The sequence below is a fragment of the Azospirillum sp. TSH100 genome, from assembly GCF_004923295.1.
Classification (GTDB): Bacteria; Pseudomonadota; Alphaproteobacteria; order Azospirillales; family Azospirillaceae; genus Azospirillum.
The window spans coordinates 401,335-426,562 of record NZ_CP039635.1; the positions used below are offsets into that span (position 1 = coordinate 401,335).

General features: G+C 64.7%; 20 protein-coding genes. 6 read left to right on the plus strand and 14 right to left on the minus strand.

Annotation, left to right across the window (positions count from 1 at the left end; all coding sequences use genetic code 11):
• Position 1: 1 nt before the first annotated feature.
• The 7 genes from E6C72_RS14470 to E6C72_RS14500 form a co-directional block, all read right to left on the minus strand.
• Positions 2-1,465 (minus strand): FGGY-family carbohydrate kinase, encoded by a 1,464-nt coding sequence (locus E6C72_RS14470; protein WP_109443364.1) that lies wholly within the window; start codon positions 1,463-1,465, stop codon positions 2-4.
• Between the two features lie 3 nt (positions 1,466-1,468).
• Positions 1,469-1,810: an L-rhamnose mutarotase gene (locus E6C72_RS14475; protein ID WP_247875982.1), complete on the minus strand. Its 342-nt coding sequence runs from the start codon at positions 1,808-1,810 to the stop codon at positions 1,469-1,471.
• Positions 1,807-2,874 carry an ABC transporter permease gene (locus tag E6C72_RS14480; RefSeq protein ID WP_199228892.1) on the minus strand — a complete coding sequence of 356 codons (1,068 nt, stop codon included), beginning with the start codon at positions 2,872-2,874 and terminating at the stop codon, positions 1,807-1,809. Before E6C72_RS14480 ends, E6C72_RS14475 begins: the two co-directional genes overlap by 4 nt.
• The gene (locus tag E6C72_RS14485; RefSeq protein ID WP_109443366.1) at positions 2,871-3,872 is read right to left on the minus strand and encodes an ABC transporter permease; all 1,002 of its coding nucleotides are present in this window, start codon (positions 3,870-3,872) and stop codon (positions 2,871-2,873) included. Before E6C72_RS14485 ends, E6C72_RS14480 begins: the two co-directional genes overlap by 4 nt.
• Positions 3,869-5,350, minus strand: a complete 1,482-nt coding sequence (locus tag E6C72_RS14490) for a sugar ABC transporter ATP-binding protein (protein ID WP_247875983.1) — start codon at positions 5,348-5,350, stop codon at positions 3,869-3,871. The genes E6C72_RS14485 and E6C72_RS14490 overlap by 4 nt, the downstream gene beginning before the upstream one ends.
• Positions 5,351-5,540: 190 nt before the next feature.
• A complete protein-coding gene (rhaS, locus tag E6C72_RS14495; RefSeq protein WP_109443368.1) occupies positions 5,541-6,554 on the minus strand; it encodes a rhamnose ABC transporter substrate-binding protein in 1,014 nt (337 codons plus the stop codon).
• Between the two features lie 45 nt (positions 6,555-6,599).
• Positions 6,600-7,409: a DeoR/GlpR family DNA-binding transcription regulator gene (locus E6C72_RS14500; RefSeq protein WP_109443369.1), complete on the minus strand. Its 810-nt coding sequence runs from the start codon at positions 7,407-7,409 to the stop codon at positions 6,600-6,602.
• A gap of 223 nt (positions 7,410-7,632) precedes the next feature.
• Between E6C72_RS14500 and E6C72_RS14505 the strand changes: the two genes are divergently transcribed.
• The 3 genes from E6C72_RS14505 (at position 7,633) to E6C72_RS14515 (ending at position 12,136) form a co-directional block, all read left to right on the plus strand.
• Complete coding sequence (locus tag E6C72_RS14505; RefSeq protein WP_109443370.1) at positions 7,633-9,735, plus strand: bifunctional rhamnulose-1-phosphate aldolase/short-chain dehydrogenase; 2,103 nt, start codon at positions 7,633-7,635, stop codon at positions 9,733-9,735.
• A gap of 45 nt (positions 9,736-9,780) precedes the next feature.
• Positions 9,781-11,079 carry an L-rhamnose catabolism isomerase gene (gene rhaI / locus E6C72_RS14510; RefSeq protein ID WP_109443371.1) on the plus strand — a complete coding sequence of 433 codons (1,299 nt, stop codon included), beginning with the start codon at positions 9,781-9,783 and terminating at the stop codon, positions 11,077-11,079.
• A gap of 139 nt (positions 11,080-11,218) precedes the next feature.
• Positions 11,219-12,136 carry a hypothetical protein gene (locus E6C72_RS14515; protein WP_136700763.1) on the plus strand — a complete coding sequence of 306 codons (918 nt, stop codon included), beginning with the start codon at positions 11,219-11,221 and terminating at the stop codon, positions 12,134-12,136.
• A 16-nt stretch (positions 12,137-12,152) separates the two neighbouring features.
• Here E6C72_RS14515 and E6C72_RS14520 read toward each other — a convergent pair whose 3' ends face one another.
• The 4 genes from E6C72_RS14520 to E6C72_RS14535 all read right to left on the minus strand — a co-directional run bounded on the left by E6C72_RS14520 (position 12,153) and on the right by E6C72_RS14535 (position 18,357).
• A complete protein-coding gene (locus E6C72_RS14520; protein WP_169055207.1) occupies positions 12,153-13,541 on the minus strand; it encodes a protein kinase in 1,389 nt (462 codons plus the stop codon).
• Complete coding sequence (locus tag E6C72_RS14525; RefSeq protein ID WP_109443374.1) at positions 13,531-15,528, minus strand: protein phosphatase 2C domain-containing protein; 1,998 nt, start codon at positions 15,526-15,528, stop codon at positions 13,531-13,533. The genes E6C72_RS14520 and E6C72_RS14525 overlap by 11 nt, the downstream gene beginning before the upstream one ends.
• A 28-nt stretch (positions 15,529-15,556) precedes the next feature.
• Positions 15,557-16,192, minus strand: a complete 636-nt coding sequence (locus tag E6C72_RS14530) for a vWA domain-containing protein (RefSeq protein WP_109443375.1) — start codon at positions 16,190-16,192, stop codon at positions 15,557-15,559.
• Between the two features lie 95 nt (positions 16,193-16,287).
• The gene (locus E6C72_RS14535; protein WP_158280219.1) at positions 16,288-18,357 is read right to left on the minus strand and encodes a protein phosphatase 2C domain-containing protein; all 2,070 of its coding nucleotides are present in this window, start codon (positions 18,355-18,357) and stop codon (positions 16,288-16,290) included.
• A 441-nt stretch (positions 18,358-18,798) separates the two neighbouring features.
• Here E6C72_RS14535 and E6C72_RS14540 point away from each other — a divergent pair, with 441 nt between their 5' ends.
• Positions 18,799-19,638, plus strand: coding sequence for a hypothetical protein (locus E6C72_RS14540; RefSeq protein ID WP_136700764.1), 840 nt, complete (start codon positions 18,799-18,801; stop codon positions 19,636-19,638).
• 23 nt (positions 19,639-19,661) lie between these two features.
• Here E6C72_RS14540 and E6C72_RS14545 read toward each other — a convergent pair whose 3' ends face one another.
• From E6C72_RS14545 to E6C72_RS14555, 3 genes are read right to left on the minus strand one after another with little or no spacing between them, the layout of a single operon-like run.
• Positions 19,662-20,171 carry a hypothetical protein gene (locus E6C72_RS14545; RefSeq protein WP_109443378.1) on the minus strand — a complete coding sequence of 170 codons (510 nt, stop codon included), beginning with the start codon at positions 20,169-20,171 and terminating at the stop codon, positions 19,662-19,664.
• 8 nt (positions 20,172-20,179) lie between these two features.
• A complete protein-coding gene (locus tag E6C72_RS14550; protein ID WP_109443379.1) occupies positions 20,180-20,938 on the minus strand; it encodes a hypothetical protein in 759 nt (252 codons plus the stop codon).
• Between the two features lie 2 nt (positions 20,939-20,940).
• A complete protein-coding gene (locus E6C72_RS14555) occupies positions 20,941-22,215 on the minus strand; it encodes a hypothetical protein (RefSeq protein ID WP_136700765.1) in 1,275 nt (424 codons plus the stop codon).
• Here E6C72_RS14555 and E6C72_RS14560 point away from each other — a divergent pair.
• Entirely contained in the window at positions 22,214-22,474 is a 261-nt protein-coding gene (locus E6C72_RS14560; RefSeq protein WP_136700766.1) for a hypothetical protein, read from the plus strand. The two genes, E6C72_RS14555 and E6C72_RS14560, sit on opposite strands and share 2 nt — an antisense overlap.
• A gap of 603 nt (positions 22,475-23,077) precedes the next feature.
• Entirely contained in the window at positions 23,078-25,210 is a 2,133-nt protein-coding gene (locus E6C72_RS14565; RefSeq protein ID WP_109443381.1) for an ATP-binding protein, read from the plus strand.
• The last annotated feature ends 18 nt before the right edge of the window (positions 25,211-25,228 follow it).

The following is a 25,228-nucleotide window of genomic DNA, read 5'->3' on the forward strand; positions in this document are numbered from 1 at the left end:
ATCACGCCGAACTGACGGGATCGAGGTCCGGCCGGCCGGCCATCCGCGAGCTTCGCTTGGCAGAGGCCCCGTCGAGCAGGCCGCGCCATCGCACTCCATAGCCCAAGATTCGCCGCGCGACATCCGGGGGTGCCGTGGTCTGGCGATAGGCAACCTCGTCCCGGCCGTGATCCGCCTCGCCGGCCGCCAGCAGCGCGGCCCCCGCACTGGTCCCTGTCGTCCCGCTGGAGGCGAGGACCGGACGGCCGGTCAGCGCGCCCAGCGCCTCCAGGAACAGGTCGTTGCGGGCGAACGGCCCCTCGACGATGGTCGGGCCGCCGGCCGCCATCGCGCCCAGCATCTCTCCCGTCATCAGCGCCAGATAGAGGCTCGCCGCCGCCGCCCGCTCGCCGGGGGACAGGCTTGCCGGATCGGCGGTCCACCGCCCGGTGTGCGAGGGAAACGGCCCGGTTCCGGGGGAGAAGGTGGGAAGCGCCATCACCGCTCCGTCCAGCACCCGCCCGGTCTCCGCCGGCGATGGGACGGCACCGCTGCGTCCGGTCAGCAGATCATACTCCCGGCCCCCCATGAAACGGGATGAGGGAACCGGCCGCCCCAGGGCATCGACATTCGCCAGCATGTCGCGCGCCGGGTCGAGCCTCGCCAAAGCCCCGCCCATTGCCCCGCCAACGGAAAGGGCGATCACCCAGGTGCCGGTCGACACCACCGACAGCGGCGCCTGCCGTCCCAGGATGTGCGGCAGCAGCGACGCGTTGGAATCGTGGATGCCGCAATGAACGGGAACCGGCCGCTCACCCAGCCCGGCCTGCGCGGCGATCTCCGGACGGAGCATGCCGACCGCGGCGAAGGCGCTGTGCAGCGGCGGGAACTTCATCCGCCAGCCGGCCCGTCGGACCAGGGAGGAGAAGGTGCCGGACGCCGGCGCCCACAGATCGGTGTGGCAGCCGAGGGAGGTGACCTCGCTCGCCGCCACGCCGGTCAGCCGCCACACCCAATATTGCGGATAGAGAAGGATATGGCGGGCCCTGGCAAAAGAGTCGGGATGGAGGCGTTCCAGCCAATACAGCTGCCGCCCGAGATTCAGGCCGCAGGGCAGCCCCGGCGAGAAGCTTTCCTCGAAGCCGGGACGCAGCCGCTCATAGTCCGGGCCGGTCTCCTCCGGCAGCGCGCTTTCGTAATCGAGGACGGGAAGAACCAGCTCCCGGTCATCGACCAGTGCGGCGCAGGCGCCGTGCGTGGTGACGGAAATCGCATCCACCCGATGCTCAGCCGCGCAGGCCGCCAGCGACGCCAGCAGGAAGGACCAGAGCCTGTCGGTGTCGTAATGGGGATAGGGGCCATCGTGGCGGACGGCGTTCGGCTCGCTGGCGACGAACAGGTCGGCCCGCTGCGCCAGATCATGCAGAACAAGCTTGGCGTTGGTCTTGCCGACGTCGAAGACGGCGATGAAGCGGGGCTCCGTCATGCGTCAGTCCATGTGGAAGAGGGTGACGAGCGGCGTGACCGCCGGCTCGTTGTCCGGCTTGGTTTCCATGATGTCGGCCATCATCGCCCACCAGCGCCGCATCACCGGATGCTGCGGCAGCGCGTCCATGCCATGGTCGCGGCGGCGCCACAGCACGCCGAACAGATGGCCGGTCTCGCGGTCGAGATGGATCGAGTAGTCGGTGACCCCGGCCTCCCGCAGCAGCTCCACCAGTTCCGGGAAGATGCGGTCATGCCGCGCCTTGTACTCCGCCTCCATCCCCGGCTTCAGGTTCATGCGGAAGGCGTATTTCTCGTGCGTGTCGCGATTCATTGTGGGGGTCATGCCGCCGGCCTCCGCAGCCGGGCCGACAGCCGGCGCAGCAGGATGGGCAGGGCGACGACGGTGATCAGCATGGCGCCGACCACGATCGACATGATGATGCCCGACACGTTCAGCAGGCCGAGCCCGAAGGTCAGCAGCCCCATGACCAGCGCCGCCAGCACGACGCCGGGGATGGTGCCGGTCCCGCCGGTGATCGCCACGCCGCCCAGCACCACCATGGTGACGATATCGAGCTCCCAGCCGGTGGCGATCGACGGCCGGGTGGACCCGAGCCGGCTGGTCAGCATGACCGAGGCGAGCCCGGCGGCCAGCCCCGCCGCCAGGAACAGCCAGAACTTCACCCGCCGGACGCGCAGCCCGGAAAACTCGGCGGCGGCCGGATTGTGGCCGATCGCCCGCACCGTCCGCCCGAAGGCGGTGCCGTGCAGCACGATGCCGGCAAGCAGTGCCAAACCGAGGAAGACGGTGAACTCGAAGGACAGCCATTCCCAGACATAGCCCTGGCCGAAATAGGCGAACTCGGCGGGATAGCGGGTGTAGGCGCCGTCGCCGAGGATGCCGTAGGCCAGCCCGCGGAACAGGCTCATGGTGCCGATGGTGGCAACGATGGAGGGCAGTTCCAGCACCGTCACCAGCACCCCATTCAGCGCGCCGCAGGCCAGCCCGGTGGCGAGCCCGACCGCGACGATGACGGCGGCCGGATGGCCGGCGGCGGCGGTCATCCCCATCATGGTGGAAGCCAGCGCGATGATCCCGGCGACCGAGATGTCGATCTCCGCCGACAGGATGACGAAGGCCAGCGCCAGGGCGACGATCGCCTTTTCCGTGAAATTGAAGGTGGCGTCCGACAGGTTCCAGATGTCGAGGAAATAGGGCGAGGCCAGACTGGCGGCGGTGACGATCGCCGCGATCAGGGCGAGCAGCAGCGTCTCCCAGCTGCGCAGCAGCGCCAGCGCCGGCGCGTCGCCGCGGTCGGGGATGAAGCGGACCGGCCGGGCGTCGCCATCCCGCTTCGCCGCGTCGTCCTGGGCGCCCGACGGCACCTTGGCGTCCAACATGGTCATGCTCCGGTCTCCTGCCCGGCGGTCAGGCGCCGGAGGATGATGCGGCCCTTGGTCCGTTCCGCCCGCGTGTTGAGGATGACGGCGGCGATGATGATCGCGCCGGAAATGCTCATCTGCCAGAAGGGCGAGATGCCGACGACCGGCAGGGCGTTCTTGATGATGCCGAGGAACAGCGCGCCGAGAACCGCGCCGCCGACCGACCCCAGCCCGCCGGAGATCGACACGCCGCCGATGACGCAGGCGGCGATCACGTCCAGCTCGAAGCCGGCGGCGATGTCGACATAGGCGACGGCGAAGCGCGACACCCAGAGATAGCCGCACAGCCCGGCCAGCAGGCCCGAGAAGCAGAAGGCGCGGAACACCGTGCGGCCGGCGTCGATCCCGGCATAGGCCGCCGCCGCCGGATTGCCGCCGACGGCGTAGAGCGCCCGTCCAGCCGCCGTACGGGTGAACAGCAGCGCCGCCAGCGCGATCACCGCCACCGCCGCCCAGGCCAGCAGCGGCAGGCCGAACAGCATCATGCGCGGCAGGTCGAGATAGGCGTGCGACATCTGGAAGGTGTTCACCCACTCGCCGCCCGACAGCACGAAGGCCAATCCGCGGAAGATGGTCAGCGTCCCCAGCGTCACGACGATGGCCGGAAGCCCGACCTTCCACACCAGCAGCCCGTTCACCGCCCCCAGCGCCAGCCCCATCGCGGCGGAGCCGAACACCAGCAGCGGCACCGGAATGCCGGGATAGGCGGCGTTCAGCATGGCGCCCGCCATGCCGGTCAGCGCGAGGTTGGCCGCCACCGACAGATCGATCGAGCGGGTCAGGATGACCGCCGTCTGGGCGATCGCCAGGATGATGAGGATGGCGCTGTCGGTGAACACCCCGGCAAGGTTGGCCGGCGTCACGAAGTCCGGCGCCCGCAGCGCGATCAGCCCCAGCAGCAGCAGTCCGACGACCAGCAGCAGCGCCTCGCGCCGCTTCGGCAGGTGAGTGAGCGGGCTCATGCCGCGACCTCCATGTTTCCGGTCGCCGCGCGCACCAGCGTCTCGGCGGACAGCCCGTCGCGGTCGTGGATGCCGGCCTGCCGGCCTTCGCGCATCACCAGCACGCGGTCGCTCATGCCCAGGATCTCCGGCAGCTCGGACGAGATCATGACGACCGCCAGCCCCTGCGCCGCCAGTTCGCTGATGAAGGCGTGGACCGCCGCCTTGGACCCGATGTCGATGCCCTTCGACGGCTCGTCGAGGATGATGACCTTCGGCCCGGTGGCCAGCCACTTGCCGATCACCACCTTCTGCTGGTTGCCGCCGGACAGCGTGCCGACCGGCTGCGACAGCGACGCCGCCCGCAGATCGAAACGGTCGGCATAGGTGCGCGCCATGGCGAATTCGGCCTTGCGGCGCAGGAAACCGCCACGGCTGACGGCGCCCAGCGACGCCAGCGTGACGTTCTCGGCGATCGGCATGGCGAGCACCGCGCCGTGCCGGCCGCGCTCCTCCGGCACATAGACCAGCCCGGCCTCGATCGCCTGACGGGGAGAGCGGATGACCACCTCGCGGCCGTCGATCGCCACCCGCCCGCGCGACGGCCGGGTGATGCCGAACAGCGACTGGCAGAACTCCGACCGGCCGGCGCCGACGAGGCCGTACAGGCCCAGGATCTCGCCCCGCCGCAGTTGGAACCCGATGCCGTCGAATTCGGTGGGATGCGAATAATCCTCGACCTCCAGCACCAGCTCACGCGGGACCACGGCGATCTTGGGGAAGGTCTGCTCGATGGGCCGGCCGACCATCAGGCGGACGATCTCCGCCTGATCGGTGCCGGCCAGCACCCCCGCCCCCACCGACCGGCCGTCGCGGAAGACGGCGTAATCGTCGGCGATGCGGAAGACCTCCTCGAACTTGTGGCTGATGAACAGGATGGCGCGGCCCTGCGCCTTCAGCGCCTCGACGATGGCGAAGAGTTCCTCCGCCTCCTTCTGGGACAGGGCGGCGGTCGGCTCGTCCATCACGATCACCCGCGCCTCGATCGACAGGGCGCGGGCCACCGCCACCAGATGGCGCTGGCCGATCGACAGATCCTTCAACCGGGTGCGCGGCCCGAACGGCGCGTCGAGCGAGCGCAGCAGCGCGGCGGCGCGCTCGTTGGCGGCCTTCCAGTCGACCAGCCCGAACCGCGTCTTCGGCGCATGGCCGAGGAAGATGTTCTCGGCGACGCTCAATTCGTCGAACAGCACCGTCTCCTGGTGGATGGCGGTGATGCCGGCGGCTTCCGCCACGGCGGGCGAGCCGAAGACGACCGGCCTGCCGTCGATCAGGATGTCGCCGCCGTCCGGCCGGTAGATGCCGGTCATGGTCTTGACCAGCGTCGATTTGCCGGCGCCATTCTCGCCGATCAGCGCGGTGACCCGCCCGGCGCGCAGGGTCAGGGTCACGTCCGACAGCGCCCGCACGCCGGGAAACAGCTTGGTGATCCCGCGCATCTCCAGAACGGGCGTATCCGGTGCGGAGGATGGTCGATCGGCTGTGGTGGGATGGAGTTGGGCAGGACGGAGGGTTGACATCGGACAAGCCTGCCTGTCGTTGAGCCGCAAAGGTCGGTCGCGGGGAGCGCGATGCAGGGGATGGCCGGCGGACCGCAGCGGGGCCCGCCGGCCGCTTCAGCGCGTCCGATCAGAAGATCTTGGCGAACTGGTCGATGTTGGAGGCGTCATAGGTGAAGGGATCGCCCATGGCCGCCTCGCCGCCCTTGCCGACGGTGATCTCGCCCATGCGGCCGGCCTTCAGCTTGGCACCTTCCGGGACCGAGGTCATCTTGCCCTTCACCAGATCGTAGGACAGCATGGTGGCGGTGTAGCCGAGGTCGATCGGGTTCCAGATGGCGAAGGATTTGCTGGCGCCCGACTTGATGGCGCCGGCCATCTCCGACGGCAGCCCGAGCCCGGTGACGTAGACCTCGCCGATCTTGCCGGCGTCCTTCACCGCCTGGGCGGCGGCGACGATGCCGACCGAGGTCGGGGCGATGATCGCCTTGACCTGGGGATAGGTCTTCAGCAGCGCCTGGGTCTCGCGATAGCTCTTGTCCGACAGGTCGTCGCCATAGACGGTGGTGACGATCTTCAGGCCGGGATAGTTGGGCAGCGCCTTCTTCATCTCCTCGATCCAGATGTTCTGGTTGGTCGAGGTGGCGGTCGCCGACAGGATGGCGGCGTCGCCCTTGCCGTCCGGCAGGGCGGCGGCGGCGAGCTTCAGGTTGATGTTGCCGATCAGCTGGTTGGACGACGGGTTCAGATGCATCAGCCGGCCCTTGGCCGACACGCCCGAATCCCACGAGATCACCTTGATGCCGCGCTGCATCGCCTTGCTCAGCGCCGGAACCAGCGCGTCGGGGTCGTTGGCGGACACGGCGATGGCGTCGACCTTCTGCGAGATCAGCGCGTTGATGACCTCGATCTGGCCTTCGGCCGAGGTGGTGGTCGGGCCGGTGTAGATGATCTCGACGCCGCCGAGCTCCTTCGCCGCCTCCTGGGCGCCCCGGTTGGCCGCCTCGAAGAAGCCGTTGCCGAGCGACTTCACCACCAGCGCGATGCGGACCTTGTCCTGCGCCGCGGCCGGAGTGATGGCGCAAACGGCGGTGAGGCCGACCGCCATCGCGACCGGCAGAAGCATTTTGCTGAACACCGACATTCTTTGTTTCCTCCCCATTTCGTGTTTGCTTGCAAGCTTGGCGGGTCAGGCGACCTCCGACGGTTCCTCCAGCGCCCTGCGGTCGGCGGGGGCGACGATCAGGCGGACGCCGGCCGCCTCGATCGTCCGGGCGGCGGCGTCGCTGATACCGTCGTCGGTGATGATGGTGTGCGCCCGCTCCAGCGGAACGATGATCATCGAGGAGCGGGCGTCGAACTTCGAGGAGTCGACCAGCACCACCAGCTCGTCGGCCTGACGCATCAGCCGCTGTTCGGACTGGATGATCAGCGGATCGCCCTCGCCGATGCCGTAGGCGGAGATGCTCTGCGCGCCCATGAACATCCGCCTTGCGCGGAAATGAGCGATTCCGTCGCTTTCGAACGGGCTCAGGATCAGCCCCTGTTCGCGGTACACCGCGCCGGCCGGCAGCAGCACCGTGCATTTCGAATGCTTGATGAGATGCTCGGCGATCATGAAGGAGTTGGTCATCACCTGCATCTGGCGGTCCGCCATGTGGTGGACCATCTGGAAGGTGGTGGTGCCGCCATTGATGACGATGGCGTCGCCGGGCTCGCACAGATCCACCGCCGCCCGGGCGATCAGGCGCTTTTCCACCTGCTTGACCGTTTCGGCCATGCGGAAAGGCCGGGCGGTGATGGTGCCGTAGGGCGACGGCGTGATCGCCTCGGCGCCGCCGCGCACCTTGCGCAGCTTCTTCTGAAGCGCCAGCGCCGCGATATCCCGGCGGATCGTCGCCTCCGACGCGCCGGTCAGCTCCGCCAGATCGCCGACCGAGGCCACCGACCGGCTCTGCACCAGCCCCAGAATGATCCGATGGCGTTCGCTTTCCAGCATTCGATCCTCCCTTTCGCAAACTGTTGCCCTAACGAACCATATCCGTCAATCATTTTCGATCATGTACGCGCAAATTTTGATCGGAGATGATTTTTTATGATCGGAATTGTTGACTTCCGACCGATCGATCGGCAATACGAATGATCAGCGGCACAGCCTATTGCCCGCCGATGTGATTGGGGCAGGCGTGATTTGGGCAGGCGTGACCAAGGAGGACTCGAACATGACCGACACGAACGGCGCCCGGCGCCTGGAGAACCTGTGGGACGACAAGGTCGCGGACGCGCTGGACGAGCCGGGGCGGCTCCTCTACCGCTCCAACCTTCTCGGATCGGACAAGCGGATCACCAATTACGGCGGCGGCAACACGTCGGGCAAGATCACCATGCCCGACCCGCTGAGCGGCGAGCCGGTGCCGGTCCTGTGGGTGAAGGGATCGGGGGGCGATGTCGGCACCATGAAGCTCGACGGCTTCTCGACGCTCTACATGGACAAGCTCCTGCGCCTGCGCGACCTGTACCGGGGCGAGGCGCACGAGGACGAGATGGTCGGCTACCTGCCCCATTGCACCTTCAACCTCAACCCGCGCGCCGCCTCGATCGACACGCCGCTGCATGCCTATCTTCCGCACCGCCATGTCGATCACATGCATCCCGACGCGGTGATCGCCATCGCCGCGACGGCCAACAGCCGCGAGATCACCTGCAAGGTCTATGGCGACGAGATCGGCTGGCTGCCCTGGCGCCGTCCGGGCTTCCAGCTCGGGCTGGAGCTGGCGAAGTTCGCCGCGGCGAATCCGGAAGCCAAGGGCGTCGTGCTGGAAGGCCACGGCCTGTTCACCTGGGGCGACAGCTCGAAGGCCTGCTACGAGACGACGCTGCGCATCATCAACGCGGCCATCGCCTGGTTCGAGCGTGAGACTGCGGGCAAGGCGGCCTTTGGCGGAGCGGTGGTGCCGACCCTGCCGCCGGCCGAACGGCAGGCCGTCGCCGCAAGGCTGATGCCGGCCATCCGCGGCCTGATCGGCGGCGACGAGAAGAAGGCCGGCCATTTCGACGACAGCGCCGCCGTGCTGGAGTTCGTCGGCTCGCGCGATCTGGCGCCGCTGGCGGCGCTCGGCACCTCCTGCCCCGACCATTTCCTGCGCACCAAGATCCGGCCGCTGGTGCTGCCCTTCGATCCGGTCGCGGGCAACCTCGACGCCGTGCTCGCCAGGCTGCCGGATGCCGTCGCCGCCTACCGCGCCGACTACGCCGCCTATTACGGGCGCTGCCGCCGTCTGGACTCGCCGGCCATGCGTGATCCGAACGCCATCGTCTATCTGGTGCCCGGCGTCGGCATGCTGACCTTCGCCCGCGACAAGGCGACCGCCCGCATCGCCGGGGAGTTCTACGTCAACGCCATCAACGTCATGCGCGGCGCCTCGTCGGTCAGCAGCTACTGCGGCCTGCCGGAACAGGAAGCCTTCGACATCGAATACTGGCTCTTGGAAGAAGCCAAACTCCAGCGCATGCCGAAGCCCAAGGCGTTGGCCGGACGCTCCGCCCTGGTGACCGGCGGCGCCGGCGGCATCGGCCGCGCCACCGCCGAGCGCATGCTGCGCGAGGGGGCCTGCGTCGTCCTCGCCGACATCGACGGACCGGCGCTGGAGGCCGCCTCGCAGGAGCTTGCCCGCGCCTACGGCAAGGATCAGGTGCGTTCCCTCCTGCTCGACGTGACCGACGAGAGTGCGGTGCGCGACGGCTTCGCCAAGGCCTGCGTCGAGTTCGGCGGCTTGGACATCCTGGTGTCGAACGCCGGCATCGCCTCCTCCGCGCCGATCGAGGCGACCGAGCTGTCGGTGTGGACGCGCAACATGGACATCCTGTCCACCGGCTATTTCCTAGTGGCGCGCGAGGCGTTCCGCCTGTTCCTCGCCCAGGGGATCGGCGGATCGGTGGTGTTCGTCGCCTCCAAGAACGGGCTCGCCGCCTCGCCGAACGCGGCGGCCTACTGCACGGCGAAGGCGGCGGAAATCCATCTGGCCCGCTGTCTGGCGCTGGAAGGCGCGCCGGCCGGCATCCGCGTCAACGTCGTCAACCCCGACGCCGTGCTGCGCGGCTCCAAGATCTGGAACGGCGAATGGCGCGAACAGCGCGCCGCCGCCTCCAACCTGTCGGTGGAACAGCTGGAAGACCATTACCGCAACCGTTCCCTGCTGAAGCGCTCGGTCTATCCGGAGGACGTCGCCGAAGCGATCTATTTCCTGGCCTCCGACGCCTCCGCCAAATCGACGGGCAACATCGTCAACGTCGACGCCGGCAATGCCCAATCCTTCACGCGCTGAGTCCGGCGATAAGGCCCGTACAAAAAATCACAAGGGACGTGCGACATGATCCAGTATCCGATCGGCCGGGATGTCATCGAACGTTCGAACGAGGCGCAGCGGGCCGCGCTGTCGGCCGATTACGCGTCGCTGGGCGAGCGTCTGGCCCGGCGCGGCGTCGACATCGACGCCGTCACCGCCCGGGCGGCGGCATTCCACGTCGCCGTCCCCTCCTGGGGGGTCGGCACCGGCGGGACGCGCTTCGCCCGCTTCCCCGGCATCGGCGAGCCGCGGACCATCTTCGAGAAGCTGGACGACTGCGCCGTCATCCAGCAGCTCGGCCGGGCGACGCCGGCGGTGTCGCTGCACATCCCCTGGGACGCCGCCGACCCGCGCGAGCTGAAGGCGAAGGCGGACAGCCTCGGCCTCGCCTTCGACGCCATGAACTCCAACACCTTCCAGGATCACCCGAAGGATCCGCGCCAGCCGCTGTCCTACAAGTACGGCTCGCTGTCGCACACCGACCGGGCGGTGCGCGATCAGGCGGTGGAACACAACATCGCCACCATCGAACTGGGCCGGGCCATCGGATCGAGCGCGCTGACGGTCTGGGTCGGCGACGGCTCCAACTTCGCCGGACAGTCCGATCTGGGCCGTGCCTTCGAGCGCTATCTCGACTCGATGAAGCGGATCGCCGCGGCATTGCCGGAGGATTGGCGCATCTTCTCCGAACACAAGATGTACGAGCCGGCCTTCTACTCCACCGTCGTGCAGGACTGGGGCACCAGCTACATGACGGCGCAGGAGTTGGGGAGCAAGGCCTTCTGCCTCGTCGATCTCGGCCATCATGCGCCGAACGTCAACATCGAGCAGATCGTGTCGCGGCTGATCCGCGCCCGCAAGCTTGGCGGTTTCCATTTCAACGACTCCAAGTACGGCGACGACGATCTCGACAGCGGCTCCATCGACCCGTTCCGCCTGTTCCTGGTCTTCAACGAACTGGTCGGCGCCGGCGAGGCGCTGGAGGCCTTGCGCCCCGCCCACATGATCGACCAGTCGCACAATGTCACCGACCCGATTGAAAGCCTGATCCGCTCGGCCAACGAAATCCGTCGCGCCTATGTCCAGGCGCTGCTGGTCGACCGGGTGGCGCTGGCGGGTCATCAGGAGGAGAACGACGCGCTGATGGCGTCGGAAACGCTGAAGCAGGCTTTCCGCACCGATGTGGAGCCGATCCTCGCCAAGGCCCGTCTCGATGCCGGCGGCGCCATCGACCCGATCGCCGCCTACCGCGCCAGCGGCTACCGCCGCAAGGTGGGGGCCGAACGCCCCGCCGCCATCGCCGGCGGCGGCGGCATCGTCTGATCGCTCCCTGATCCGCAATGGTCGACCGCGCTTGCTGACCGGAAGCTCGTAGAGATCGCGTCGACATGATTGCAGGACGTCATGCATGGGGCGATGCCGGAAACTGACTTCCACCTTTATTGCGAGTGCGATAGCCTGCATGACGCATCCCAGGATGCATCATGCGGAATGTCTTTCCCTGAAAAAGACAAGCTTTCTGGCTCTCATCTCGCTAAAGGTGGCCATGAGCGACGAAAACAAAGCCATCGAGGCACTTTATGCCGAAGCCCTTCGCATCAGGGTGAGCGCAGGGCCGCGACGGCCGTCGTCCGCTCCCAACACGGCGTCGCCAACGGCAGTTCCGCCAGTGGCCGGCCCAGCTCCGCTCCGGGTCTTCGCGACCGTCAGGCGCGCATATGGATCGGTGATTTCAGAGATCGCGGAGTTCGGCAGGCGATCCTGGCTGTTCATCGCCATCATCGTGGCGTTGTTCGCGTTGATGAAGCGGAACTTCGCCTCTGATCCCGGTCTGCCTCCCTATTTCGTCGCGCTCAACCTCGTTGCGTATGCAAGCCTGTTCACCTGCTGGGTCCGACGACACAGCGGGCTGCCGCCGGGCGGCTTCGCGGCACTGCATCTGCGCTGCGGCTTGCGCGAACTCAAGGTGCTCGGTGTGCTGCTGCTTGGGCTGGTGCCATCCACCATCGCCTTTGGTATCGTGTTCGCCGCGGCGAACAGCGCTATCGGCGAGCTTGCCGGACTGCTCGGCGGCATTCTGGTCTTCGCCCTGATCTATGTGAGAGGGCCACTGATGATGGCGGTGGCAATCGCACAGGACCGTTTTCAATCGATCGACCAGACCTGGAAGCGCGGACGTGGAAGGATGTGGAAATCCGTGGCGATTGCGGTGCTCACCCTCCTTCCGGTGACCTTTGCCTGCATGGTGCTGAGAAGTCTGCTTGGTGGTCATGCGACGACCGAGGGCGCCGTGTTCGGTTTTGCGGCTGAGCTGACCGTCCGGTTGGCCGGGATGGCGATCCTTGCCGTGGCCCTTCAGGAGATCGACAGCTCAGCCTGAAGCCACGGCGGGCCGGTCAACCCGACGGCTGACCATCGAAGGCGCGGATTTCCCAGAAATTGGAAATCAGAGAGTCAGCCGGGTTGAGAGGCACATCCTGCGGGCCGTCCCCCAGAGAATGGCTGCGCCCGTCCTGAATCAGGAACAGCGGATGGCCCCATCCCACCTTAAGCAGGAGCTTCTTGCCCGAGAACTGATAGCCGATTTCCGAAAGTTCGCTTGAGACGCTTGCGAAATTGCCGGTGTCCGACATGGACAGCTGGACCTTCTGCACCAGCTTGGTGCGCGTTCCGGAGCGCTTGTGGAACTCGAAGAACGGCCGGTTCTGAAACTCCTTATGCAGGCGGACGCCAATCCCGAGCGCTTCGAGCCAGTCTTCCGGGCTCGGCATGTCAGCGATGCTGCCGGCCTTGAGCGCGCGCTCCAGCAACCGGAAGCCTTTTGGCCAGAGCTGGACGATGCGGTCGGGAAGTTCGGAAATCGATTGAGCGCGGACCATCTCCGGAGTCAGCAATTCATGGCGGTCCAGCAGCGCTTCCGCATCGGGCGACCATGTCATCAGCTCACAGATGATGGCGCCGAGAGCAAAGCGATCCGTCTGGACCAGGATGCTGCCGTCCTTCGCGCCGGGGTCGGCGGCGATGCGGTTCAGGATCTCCGGATACTGGTACCCCGTGGTCCCCAGGGGCCGGCAGGCGATGCCGCCGACCGTGCGGGGCAGCGGCTGGATCGAAGGGTGATAGAAACCATCAAAATCGCACAGGCTGCACACCCGCTCGCCTTTTGGTCCGGGCCCGATCATGATGTTGGCGGCGGAGAGGTCGCCATGCACGATCTGCATGCTTTCCAGCGCCGCCACCGCGCAGCAAAGCTGGGCGGCGAAGGTCTTGCGGAGCTTGGGATCATAGGTTCCGTTCCAGGCCCCCTGCTCCTTCAGCCGGCTGAAATCCTCGGCACAACCACCAAACCGGCCGCCGATCTGCAATGCGACGTGTCCGATGATGGTGTGGCTGTTGATGGTGCTGCCGGGCAGCCACGCATAGGGCACACCCTGGAAAAGCCATTCATGGCTTTTCGTCAGCCCGGATTGGATCAGGAACTCGGTCCTTTCGCGCCTCTCCGGGATATCGACTTTGAATATCTTCAGGAACGAGGGGAGGTCACCCAGTGACGGATGGTGGCAGGACACCAGAATTCCGTACGCCTCCAACCCGGTCCGTGGCCGTGCATTGCTTTCATTATGAATGGAGAAGGTGATATTACCTCCGCCAGCCATGTTGTTTGCATAGAATTTCTGGCCATAAATTTTTTTAAGATTGGACGCAGAGAAGGAATAATTTGTCATTTCATATTTGCCTTTTTGGGAAATCAAGATCCGATCCGGTTGGGCTTCATCAACGCCCACCTCTGAGCGAATAGCCCGGGGGCGGCCAGCCTCCCGAAGGACCAGGCGGAATGTTCGGCGAAGCGCCATCCTCCGCCGGCGGTGTCTGATTAGGAGACGTCATGATCATATCCACGACGGTGCGGATCTCCGGACCGTCAGGGCCACGGACGCTATATGCGAACTGATCGGCCACTTTCCCGAGAGGCGGCACGGCCGGCGGGCGATAGACGATTTTCCCCTGCACACGATCCACCGTCACGCTGCCCGAGGTCTTGGCAAGATCAAGAGTGATGGCCGCCAAGGACGGGCCGACATCCAGGCGGGCGGCGCCATCCGGCAGGACTTCGATCCGCTGGGTGCGGGCTTCGGAGCGCAGCGGCTTCGGCTTGGTGCCCCGCACCGCCAGGACCAGATCTCCGGTCCCGTCACGGCGCTCACCATCGGCCCTGGTATCGGCAAAGGAGTAGGACAGCGCCATTTCCCGCCGTTCCCCGGACGGAAGCTCGGCAAACCCGCTCGCCTCGTACCGGAAAAGGCCCCGCTGCGGGTCGAACCTGATGTTCCCGACGATGTCTGCGGACGACACGGCCGTGAGGCGGAAGCCCTGCGCTCCGGCTTCACCACGGATGGCTTTCATCAGGTCGACCGTATCGCCCGCATCAAGTTCCACATGCCGGGTCTCCCGAAGGAGAACAGGACGGTTGGCGGCGGCCATCCAGCCTTGCAGCCGGTTCCGGAGCGTGTCGCTCGCGGTCAGCCCCAAGGCAACGGCCACCAGCATGGCCGCGGCCCCCCCGGCGGCGACCGCCAGATCATGGACGAGCCTCCGGCCCGGATCACGGCCGGCCCCCAGGCCGGGCTCCTCACCGGAACCGCGACCGAGTTCATCGTGAAGCGGAGCTTTCGGCGCAGGGGGGGGATGTAGAACCGGCTGTGCGGTGTCTGGCGTGGGCCAGGAGGCCCCCGGCGGCCATGTCAACCTCGCCAAACTGTAGTTGTCGAGCTCCCGGTCCGGTCCGCCGGCCAAAACCAACATCTCTTTCCTGATCGCTGCGCTGGATGCCAGGTCGAGACAACGATAGTCGGGATGCTTTGCCTCGGGATGCCGGCGCTGCAATGTGCGGTCGACACCGTCGCTCGCCAGGATGACGTCGACCCGCGACAGAGTGCCGATGTCCGACAGCCAGGCCGCCTGGAAGTCAGCCTCTGAAACCGCCAGGGATACGAAGCTGGAGATCGCGAGCGCTTCGGTCGACGCGAGCGGCACCCGAACCTCCGCCGGCACGCCGGCTGCCTTCTTGACGACGTTGATGCCGCCGTCGCCGGCGAACAGCAGAAACCCTTTTTCCTGCGACAGGACGGCGAGGAGCAGGGTGCTGTTGTACCAGTGCTCGGACCGGTCGAGGTGGCGGCGGAAGACCTCCACGCTCCAGCCGGCAGGGATCACGTTTTCGGCGAGCAGGTGGCGCCTGTCCGCCTCAAGTTCCACACGCAGGGCCGACGCCAGCCCGCGCCGCATGTCCGCAAGATCGGCTTCCGAGAAAATCGGAGCCGTGCGCATCCGATCCCTGATCACACGGAATGCCACCAGACACGCGATCCGCGCCGTGCGTGCCGCCCAGAAGGTCCGCGTGCTGACGCCATCGGCAACCGCCGCGAAGAGGAAATCCTTACCGCCGACGCAAAGGCGGGCGGTCAGGGCGAAATCCTGGTTTGACGTCTTGTCCTGGTCGGCCGGGCCGTACCATGTCGCCGCCGCCGCCGCCGCTCCCGGATCCCGTCTGAGGTCAGCCACCTCCTCGTCGGTGAGTTGCAGGTGCAGCGGTGGTTCGTCGGCGACGCTGTCCTCTTCGGCCCCACCCAACAGCACATGGGACGCGGTGCCCGGACGAAACAGCGCCCCCGGCCGCACCGGCGGTGATCCCGCCGGTGCGATCAGCAGGCCTTCACGGCAGACCCAACACGCCCAGAGGCCGGCCCTGGTTTGGCTGAGGGTGGCATCCATTCAGGGCGGCCCCTTGGACGGTCGGTGACTAGAGCTGCATGATGGCCTGGGCCACGCCGTCGGCACCGGTGTTGGTGCCGGCGACAGTGCCGATGGCCGGGAGGAAGGCCCTGATATCGCTGCTGACCTGCAGCCGCTTGTAGAGTTCCGGCGTCGTCGCCAGCGCCGTCATGAACTGGTCGTTCGGCTGCCCGAACCCGATGGTGACGATGCGCGGCGTTCCCGCTGCAACGGACAGGGCCTTGATGCGCCGCCCGGCTTCGAGAGCCAGCGCCTCGTTGTCCGGAGCACCGTCCGACAGGAAGAAGACGAACGGCTCGAAGTCGTTCGCCGCTCCACCGTTGGAGCTGAGAAGCTGGCAAGCGTCGGACAGTGCGGCCGCCGCGTTCGTGCTACCGCTGTTCCCTGCAAACTGCATGACGGCGTCGAGATTGATCTGGGTTTCCGGCTCAACCTTGGCGAGGATCTTGCTGTCCGACCCGAAGGAGATCACCGATACCTTGAAGTATGGCTTCTTTCCTTGAGACAGAAGACGCATCTCCTCAATCATGGTTTCCATGGCTTGGTTGACGTCGCTCGAAGGCTGCCCGGACATTGAGCCCGAATCGTCAATGATGAAGACTACATGCCAGGGCGACTTGCTGGTAACGCGTTCTGCCGGCATTGTGGTATGCTCCCCTTTTGTATGTGTCCGAAACTGATAAGATATTGATCAAAGTTTGAAAGGAGGCTGCAACGCCTCTATTTGTTTTCTGGCATTCAGCGCAATGAAACTGAATTACGCTTTTCCGAATCAATCAACCTCTTTAGCGTCTCGAAGTTTTCATCCTTATCAAACATATTTAGTTTCCCTGCAATTCTTGGAAGATCAGAGCCTCCCTCCCTGAGAAACCAAATTCCTTTTTTATAATAATCACTTGATTTTACTTTCCTATCATAATTTCTTACCAGATTGCACACATCATTTATTGATCTCCCCGCTGTCATCGTATATTTTCTAACCAATGAGCAACACTCAGCATTGGCAACATCCAATGAAAATAGATTACTCGAGAAATATTCTTCAAAAAATATCCAACGCGACGCAATTCTAAATTCATAATCTTTTGCAAATAAATAATCATAGCTGCGCTCTATGTCTTTTATGACATTACCAATTTCGGTGAGCAGCCGGCGAACGTCTTCAGGTGTTGGCCTCGGTTGCGAGCCCACCATACCCTGAGCTTTTGCGTAAGCTGTCGCACCAACCCGATGACTCTTGGCCTGAAGTGGTTGTCCGGACTCCACCGGCGGGGCCACACCGACATGTGTGCGCGGCCGGATGTCGGCCTTCGCACTGACGGGCGTCGGCTCCGGCGAAGCCGCGGAAGCAGAAGGCTCTGGACCTGAACCGTCACCGCGCTGCAACTCGGAGAATACGCCCTCGACAGAGGCCGGAATCATCCCCAACGGCCGCCCTGGCTGAGTCGGCGGGACAACGACAGCCTGCGCCTCCGGCCGCAAGTCGGCTTGCGGACCAACGGGAAGCGGTTCCGGTGAAGCCGCGGAACCGGCGGACTCCACAGTCGGCTCTCCAGCCGGTACGTCGCCCTGTCCCGGCACTGCCAGTTCCGTCTCAACCGTAGCCGGAGCAGTGTCCTGGGCGGGCAGCAACGGCTCCGGTGCAGGCTCCACCCGCACGCGCCGGGGTTGAAGCATCTCCTGAAGGGGCGCTGATCTTTGCGGCGGCAATCCGACCGACGGCGGCTCGAAGGGCCAGGAGAGGCAGGCGACGCTGTAATTGTCCTTCTCCGCCTCTGGCGTTTCCCACAGCGTCGCCATGGCACGGCAACTTTGCAGGGGGCCGGTCTCGGCCTCGGCCCAGAACTCCTCCGTCTGATCGCGCCGTTGCAGGGTTCGGTCGAGACCATCGCTCCCCAGAAGGACGCGGACCCGCCCGGCGTCGGTTCGCTCGCCGCCGCCCTGGTCGATCGCATATTCGATCGACCCGCCGACGAAGTTCATGGGGACCGCCAGAGACACGTAACTGGTGATTTCCAGGTTGTCGTTCGAGCGCAGGGGGCAATTGAGGCTGCCGCCCCCCGTCTGGTCCATCGGCTGCTTCGGATGTTTGCTGATCAGGACGGCGCCGTCACCGGCCCAGAAGGCGATCCCGCGCCTCGGCCCCAGACAGGCGGTGATCAGGGTCGAATTGTACCAGAATTCCGTGCGGTCGCTGTATTTCCCGTAAAGGTCCGGCGCCCAGTCGGGCGGTGTCGCGTCGGGATGGTCCAGAAGCCATTCACGGTCCGCCTTCAGCAGGTCGAGCACGGCTTGGGACAGGCGGTCGCGGAAGGACTGGCGGACGGCTTCGCCATTCTCCAGCAGCCCATCCCAAATGAATTCACGCGTCGTCCGATAAGCCGCGACGCAGGCCAGCCGGGAAGCCCGTTCCGCCCAGAAGGTCCGCGTGCTCACGCCGTCGGCGACGGCGGCGAAGGAATAGCATTCGTTGTCGGGGCCGCGGATGACCGCCGACAATGCGGCGTCTTCATTGCGGCTCTTGTCCTGCGGCGGCCCGAAGCATGTTACGGCAAGCGGCCGTCCGGCCACTCCGTCCGACATTTCCCGCAGTTCCTCACCGGACAGCCGGATCACAAGCGGGGGCTGCGGCAGCAGAATGTCGGTGCTGCGGCAATGAGGCAGCAGAAGCCCGCCGGTGGTTTGGTCTGGAACCGGGTACCCGTCCGCCTCCCGGGAGTAAGCTGGACCTGCCCCCGTCCTGGCCGCCAACAGTCCTTCGCGGCAGCAGAAGAGGTCGAAGAGGTCGGTTGGTTCGACAGTGGGCATGGAACTGCCTGCCGTCATAACCCGGACCTCGCGATCGGAGGGCCGGCGAAGAATGCTGAGCGCCCGCCCGCCACGATCTGAACCATGGGTTTGGCCATCCTCCCATTGCGGAGTTGCCGACAGCAAAATCCGTCGGGACATTTGCGATGGCGGTCGTGACTTCCGCTCCCGAGATTCTTACTGCTTCTGGTCACCGGAAAATGACGCGGCCCTGCGGAAGCGGCCTTCGTTTGCAGCCACAACCTCAGAACACCCTTCCGCACCGGCAGCCGCCCCATTGCGCTGTCCCCTCCGCAGTCATCGTCGAAACTCGGGAAAAATTGTCAGGTTGCCTGCCGTTCGTCAATTGCAATGCGACGCACAAACGCTACCATAGGAAAAATGATTTATTGCTAAATACAATTTTATGAGATGAAGCGGGATGAGGCAGAGGAGCGGTCGATGACCATGGTCCTGGGGCTGATGGCTCAACTGGTCGGCCGTTGGCTGATTCTGTTTTCCCTATCAACGGCTGTGCTCTGGGTGACAAAAGCCTATCAATCCTTTGGTTTCACGATGAACGGTGCGGTTTTCAGCGAGATCCTGAAATGGCCGCAAGCAGGGCCGGCCGGCCTCTTCCATCGGATCGTCTGTGGAACCCATTGGTTCGTCTACAGCACGACGTTCCTCAGCATGCTGGCGTTGTATGCAGTGATCGTCGTCGGACTGAGGATTTTCCTGCTGGTGTCTTGCGGGCGGATTTCCCATTGGGAGGATTGGGATCACGACGTTGTTGAATCCAGCCGCAGGTTCGATCTGCTGCACCTTTCGACGAAAGGCAGCTTCCGGGCATATATTCTACATTGGCTGGGTTCGCCCAGCTGGGAGCATCTCCAGTCATGGCAAAGCGAACGAATCATTCGGCTTTCAAGCATAATGATGTCAGTGATTGCCATCTACGCAATATTGATCGCCTACATATATCGGATCGCCGATTCGCTGCCACTTGGTGGAATGCAATCTTTTTTTGTGATGGCGAAGTCCTTCCTGATCATGCCGGTGTCCTTCAGGATCATCTTTGCGGATGGTGCCTTCCTTCTGTGCGCAGCGTGGATCTACAGGCGTGCGCACTTGCATGGGTATGTGCAGGGAAGCAGCGACGGCGATCACGGCTGGTGGGAGATCCGGGAAGGGATCTGGCGCACCCTGTGCAATGCCTTGCTTTTCGTTGCCGGGATGCTTGGCATTTCCGTGGCGGTGCGCCTCTTCTGTACGGTCATGCTGACCGGCCAGCCCTGCTGACCGGTCGACGGCCCTGATAAATGTCAACGCCAGACCAGGATGCCGGCGGCGATGATGGCGGACGCGACCATCAGGATAAGGCCCGCGGACCGGATCAGGCGCTTCGAAGGGCGCGGGCCCGGCAACCGGCCACGCCCCATCGGCCTTTCCGCGACGAGGATGCCATGGGCCGCCTCAGGATCGGTTCCCCCACCGCTATCGCCCTCGTCTGCGACTTGCCGATCCCGCCCCGGACGTGCCTGAAACGCGACGGCCATGGCCGAATGGTAAAGCGCGGCGAGCGCCTCGTCGTCCGTCGGAACCGTACCACCGGGCTGCGTCGGTGCCGCCGTTTCCGGTGCAATGTCGACGGGCGTCCGGTCACTCTCCGCCAGGGCGATGGAACGCGACAGGAGTTTCTGATAGCTGCCCCTCAGGGTTCCATCGGCGGTCAGTTCCCGGCAGATTTCCTCCGTCGGCACCGGATAGCCTTGACGGCGAAGCGCCAAGCCCACAATCGACGCCCGCACGTCCTTCCATCGGTCAAGCGGCATGATTGGGCCTACCGCTTCGGCTTGCGCACATAGAAGTACGTCTCAAGCGTGTTCAGCATACGGAGGAACATGTCCAAATCCATGCGCTGCACCTTGGTGCTCACATGGAATCGACACGGCACCTCCTGGGCATTGCCCCAGTCGAAGAGCGCCTGGGCGTGAAGCCGGACTTCGTCAGAAGCGATCCGGCCGCCTGAGAGAAGGCCCGTGATGCCGGGAAGGGCAAGCACGGCCTCGTCGTCCTTGGGCTCCCAAGCCTTCTGGAAGGAATAGCCACCGTCAGCGAGAAGCGTCGCCTCGACAAGAAACCCGGCGGGTGTCGGACAGCGCGGCAACCCCGTTCCCTTCCCTTCCTTGGCAAGTTTCTTCGACAGTTCCTCGATCAGCCTCTTCTGCTCGACGACGGATTGCTGTTTTCTGGCCAACTCGCTGTTCAACTGGTCCAGTTGGGACGCCGGCAGAATGACCAGCTTGGCGTGATCGCGGTTGTCCTGCGGGGGAAGCTGCGCGACTAGACGCTCCAGATCGGCCAGAGACTTTTCAAGATCATGGATTTTTTCGGTCAGCGTCAGATTTTCCGCGGCAAGACGGTCACGCTCGGCCTCCAGCACCGACACTTGCGCCCGCAGCCGGTCCGCCTCCCTCATCCCCTCCTCCCGCGCGAGGAACGAGAAGGCCATTGCGGCGAAGACCATGAGAATCATGACCTCTGTCATGGTCAGGTTGATGATGTCGTTGCGCCGCCCCTGGCGCGCTCCGGACAACATGGTCAGACATCCCCACGGCCGGTGCCCGGAACATCTCCGGATACAACCTCACGCAGGAAGGTCACACTCTCGTCCATGGTCTTTTCAAAGGCGGAGACATCCGCCTCCACCCGTCCGATCGCCTGTCGCAGCTTATCTGCCTCCTGTTCGAGGCGCTGCTGGTATGCGGTGAATTCGCTTTTGGTCGCCTTCTGAAGCTGGCTGACCGCGACGACCATGTCCTCGGTGGTCTGCTTGAGTTCCCGCATGGTGCGCGATGCCTCGGCCGCATCGCTGGTGAATTGCTTCGTGGCGTCCGCCTGTTGCCTCGCGGCGTCCGCACTGAGCGTCACGTTGTCGCGCCCGACCTCGGCGGTTCTCGCGACCACATCCGACACCTCGTCCAACAGTTCCCTCACGCGGCCCAGATCGTCCGACACGCTGCACAGCTTGGCGATGCCCTCGTTGAAGGCTCCGATACCTCCATCGAAGGAATCGGCAAACGTCGCGCTGGATTGCTGCAAAGTGGAGCGCATCTTGTGCAACTCGCTCGCGACCTCGTCCACCGCCGCGTTCAGCCGGGCCGTGATGATGTCGCTTGGAAGCTCGACAGCCTCCAGGCGCCGGGCGATGTCGATGATTGCGGGCTCCAAGCTCGCGATATGCTGTTTGACCAGCTCGCCGAAGTCCTTGTCCGTTTCATTGAGGCGGCTCTTCACCTCACTGCTGATGGTGAGCAGCTCCTCTCCCATTTTGGAGGAAATTTCGGCGGTTTCCTGGACCATCCGTGTCCGCGTTTCCCGAAGAACCCTCAGCGATTCTTCCGACTCGCGGGTGATTGCCTCGACATACTTGGCGATGGTCTCGCGCGCCTCGTCTTCCTGATCCAAAGGCGTGTCGCGCGCTTGCAACAGGAAAATACGCAGCGTCATGCCGCATGCCGTCGTGATGAGTGCGATGCCGAACTGCACAATGACGGCACTGCTGGTCATCGTGTCGAGAGACGCTCCAAATGGTCCAAGCGACAGAATCAATGCCCAGATCGTGAGAATAAATCCCATATAATACAGATTGTCGCCAAGCCTCTCCCTTGGGCTGCCCTTCTTTGTCAGCATCAACCCGATGCAGAAGTAAGCCGTCATCGCGACAACTGCGAAAATCCAATTGCCAGCCAGCTCGGAAGCCACCCCGGCAGCGGTGCAGATATAGAAGCTTGGTGCAAGATACCGATGATTCTTCTCAGTTTTACTGACTGTGACAGTTCCGGCAAGCGCCAAATCCGAAGGGGTCTGTGTCATGTCGCTCGGTCATCTGTTGAAAAATGGCGGAATTGCCGATGTATCAATCAATTCGGGATATCAGCGCCGGATGCCGGACGAGCGAAGCTGCTGCATCAGGAAAAAATCCTGTCATCGCGCAGGCTGCATCCTGCCAAGTTTTCAGGCGCTGCCCCATGCAATAGGCACAATCGGAAGATTGGCGCACACCACCCTGAGGAAATTGCGAGCGATCACTACTCTTCCTTCCCCATCAATCCACAGCATCGACGGGAATTGACCCGTTAACAATCGGACAAAGCCGACCATATGCACAATCATAGATGACAATTTTTTGCAACATTGTCTTATTTACGAGAATGACATATTTCATATATAGACCTTTGGTAAACACTTGGTAAAGCAATTTGCTTTTTTGGATGAGTTTCCGAGCACTCATGCTTCCTGATGGTAGACGGCGGCAAAGGCTTTCCCACCGTGCCCCAATCCACTCTCGCTTCAGGCAACTTCCGCGTTTGGCCGCGGCAGTCCGCAGTCATCGCCAGCTTAAACAAGGCTGTTGTCGTGGTTCTTGGGTGGAGTGCGGCTCAATCTGACCGAAAAAGCCAACAGCCGACGGCTTCCGGAGAAGCCATTCCGCAACATAGTGAGGTTGCGCAACAAAATCTTAGGCAGCGGGTTGGTTTCATCTATAGGGTGGACAATCCGAAGCCCAAGGAGGGGAGGAGAAAATGTCTCTGCGCTCTGCCCAGCCGGATGCTTCGCTTCCACCAGCCGCTCCATTGACGTGAACGCGGCGCCGAGTTTGTCCTCCCCCGCCCCACCGGGCCCTTCATGGCTTTCCCGCCCCCGCCGGGTGCGGACGTGGCTGATTCTGCTGGTGATGGCGGTCGCCCTGCCGCTCGTCCTGTTTTCGTCCGTCCTTCTGCTGCGGAATGTCACTGCCCAAGCCGAACAGGCGGAGTGGCTGGTGCGCGACCGGGTGCGCCTGCTGGCCGAAGACGTCGACCGGGAGGTGGCGCGTCACATCGCGGCCGTTGAGGTTCTGGCCACCTCCGAGAGTCTGGCGAAGAATGACCTCGCCAGCTTTTACCAACGGGCCGTCGAGGTCCGCGATCGCCTCGGCACCAATGTGGTGCTTCGCGATCTGTCGAACCGGCAGCTCGTCAACAGCAGGCTGCCGTGGGGGGCGGTCCTGCCCGTGAATGCGGGATTCGAGGTGGACCATCGGGCCATCGAAACGGGGCGACCGCAGGTCTCGGGCCTGATCACCAGCGGGGTTGCACGGCCACCGCTCGTCTTCGTGGTGACGCCGGTCATCCGTGACGGCGTGGTCCGCTATCTTCTCAGCCTGACCATCGCCCAGGAACGGCTTCAGGCCATCCTGTCACCCGACCGCCTCCCGCCGGACTGGGTGGCGGGAGTGCTCGACGGCGACGGCGTCATCGTTGCCCGCTCGCGGCGAACCGATCAGGTCGTCGGAACCCGCCTTCCGGGCGAAGTCTGGGAGAGGATCAGGCAGCTTCCCGACCGCATCCAGCACGCCGCAAACCTCGAAGGCGAGATCACCCTCCAGGCATACGCACGGTCGCAGTCGTCCGGCTGGGTGGTGGGCGCCAGCGTGCCCGAGGAGCATGTCGCCGCCCCGGCGCGGCAGGCGCTGCTGCTCTTCGCAGGCGGCGGCACGGCCCTCTTCCTGATCAGCGTCGGCGCCGTCATCGTGCTCGCCCGCCGCCTGACACATCCGTTTGCGGAACTCGCCCGGGCGGCGGAGGCGGTGGGGGCGGGCGACCCGGTTCCGCCCCTGGCCGGGGGCGTCATCGAGATCAACACGGTCGGCGGAGCGATCCGCAATGCAGCGGATCTCATCCATCGCCGGGAAGTGGCCCTGCGCGCGGCCAAGGCCGAAGCCGATCGGGCCAATCTCGCCAAATCCAAGTTCCTCGCCGCGGCCAGTCACGACCTGCGCCAGCCTGTTCAGGCCATGATGCTCTTCCAGTCGGCGCTCGAAGAGCGCCTTGGCGAGCATCCCGCAGCTCCTCTGCTGGGTTCCCTGGGCGATGCCATGGGTGGGCTGCGCATGCTGCTCGACAGTCTGCTCGACGTGTCGAAGCTGGATGCCGGACTGATCGTTCCCCAACCCAGGGATATTCAGCTGGGGCAGCTCCTCGACCGGCTCGCCGCCGAGTACCATCTCCAGGCCGCGGCCAGGGGGCTGCGCCTGCGCGTTGTCCGCAGCGGCGTCACGGTTCGCAGCGATCCGGCCCTGCTGGAACGGATGGTGCGCAACCTGATCGAGAATGCACTGCGTTACACCGAATGCGGCGGCGTCCTGATCGGATGCCGGCGCCAGGGCGGTTGGGTCCGCATCGAGGTCATCGATACCGGCATCGGCATCGAACCGGACAAGCAGGACGAGGTCTTCGAGGAATTCATCCAGGTCGGCAACCCGGAACGCGACCGCGCCAAGGGGCTGGGCCTCGGCCTGGCCGTGGTGCGCCGCCTTGGCCATCTTCTCAGCCACGAAATCACCGTCCGCTCGACACCCGCGACGGGATCGGCCTTCGGCATCAGGGTGCCGATGATCGCGCAGTCGACCACCGAGCCCGAACAGCCGAAGCCGGGCCCGGTCAAGGGCGACAAGCGCCACATGATTCTTGTGATCGACGATGAGCCGCTGGTGCGCACGGGCTTGCAGGCGATGCTGGAAGGCTGGGGCTACCGGGTTCTGACGGCGGGATCCGTCACGGAGGCGGTGAGCCATGTCGAGAGCGGGGAATGGCCCAGCGCCATCCTGGCCGACTACCGCCTGCGCGGCGGCGAGACCGGCCTGGACGCGATCCGAGCCGTGTACCGGCGCCTCGACATGCCGGTGCCCGCGGCCGTCATCACCGGCGACACCGCGCCGGAACGCCTGGCCGAGGTGCGGTCGGGTGGCCACATGCTGCTCCACAAGCCGATCGCCGCCCAGCAGCTGCATGACGTCGTCGTGGAAATGGTGCCCGCGGCGGAATGAACCGCCCTGCCGGGGCTG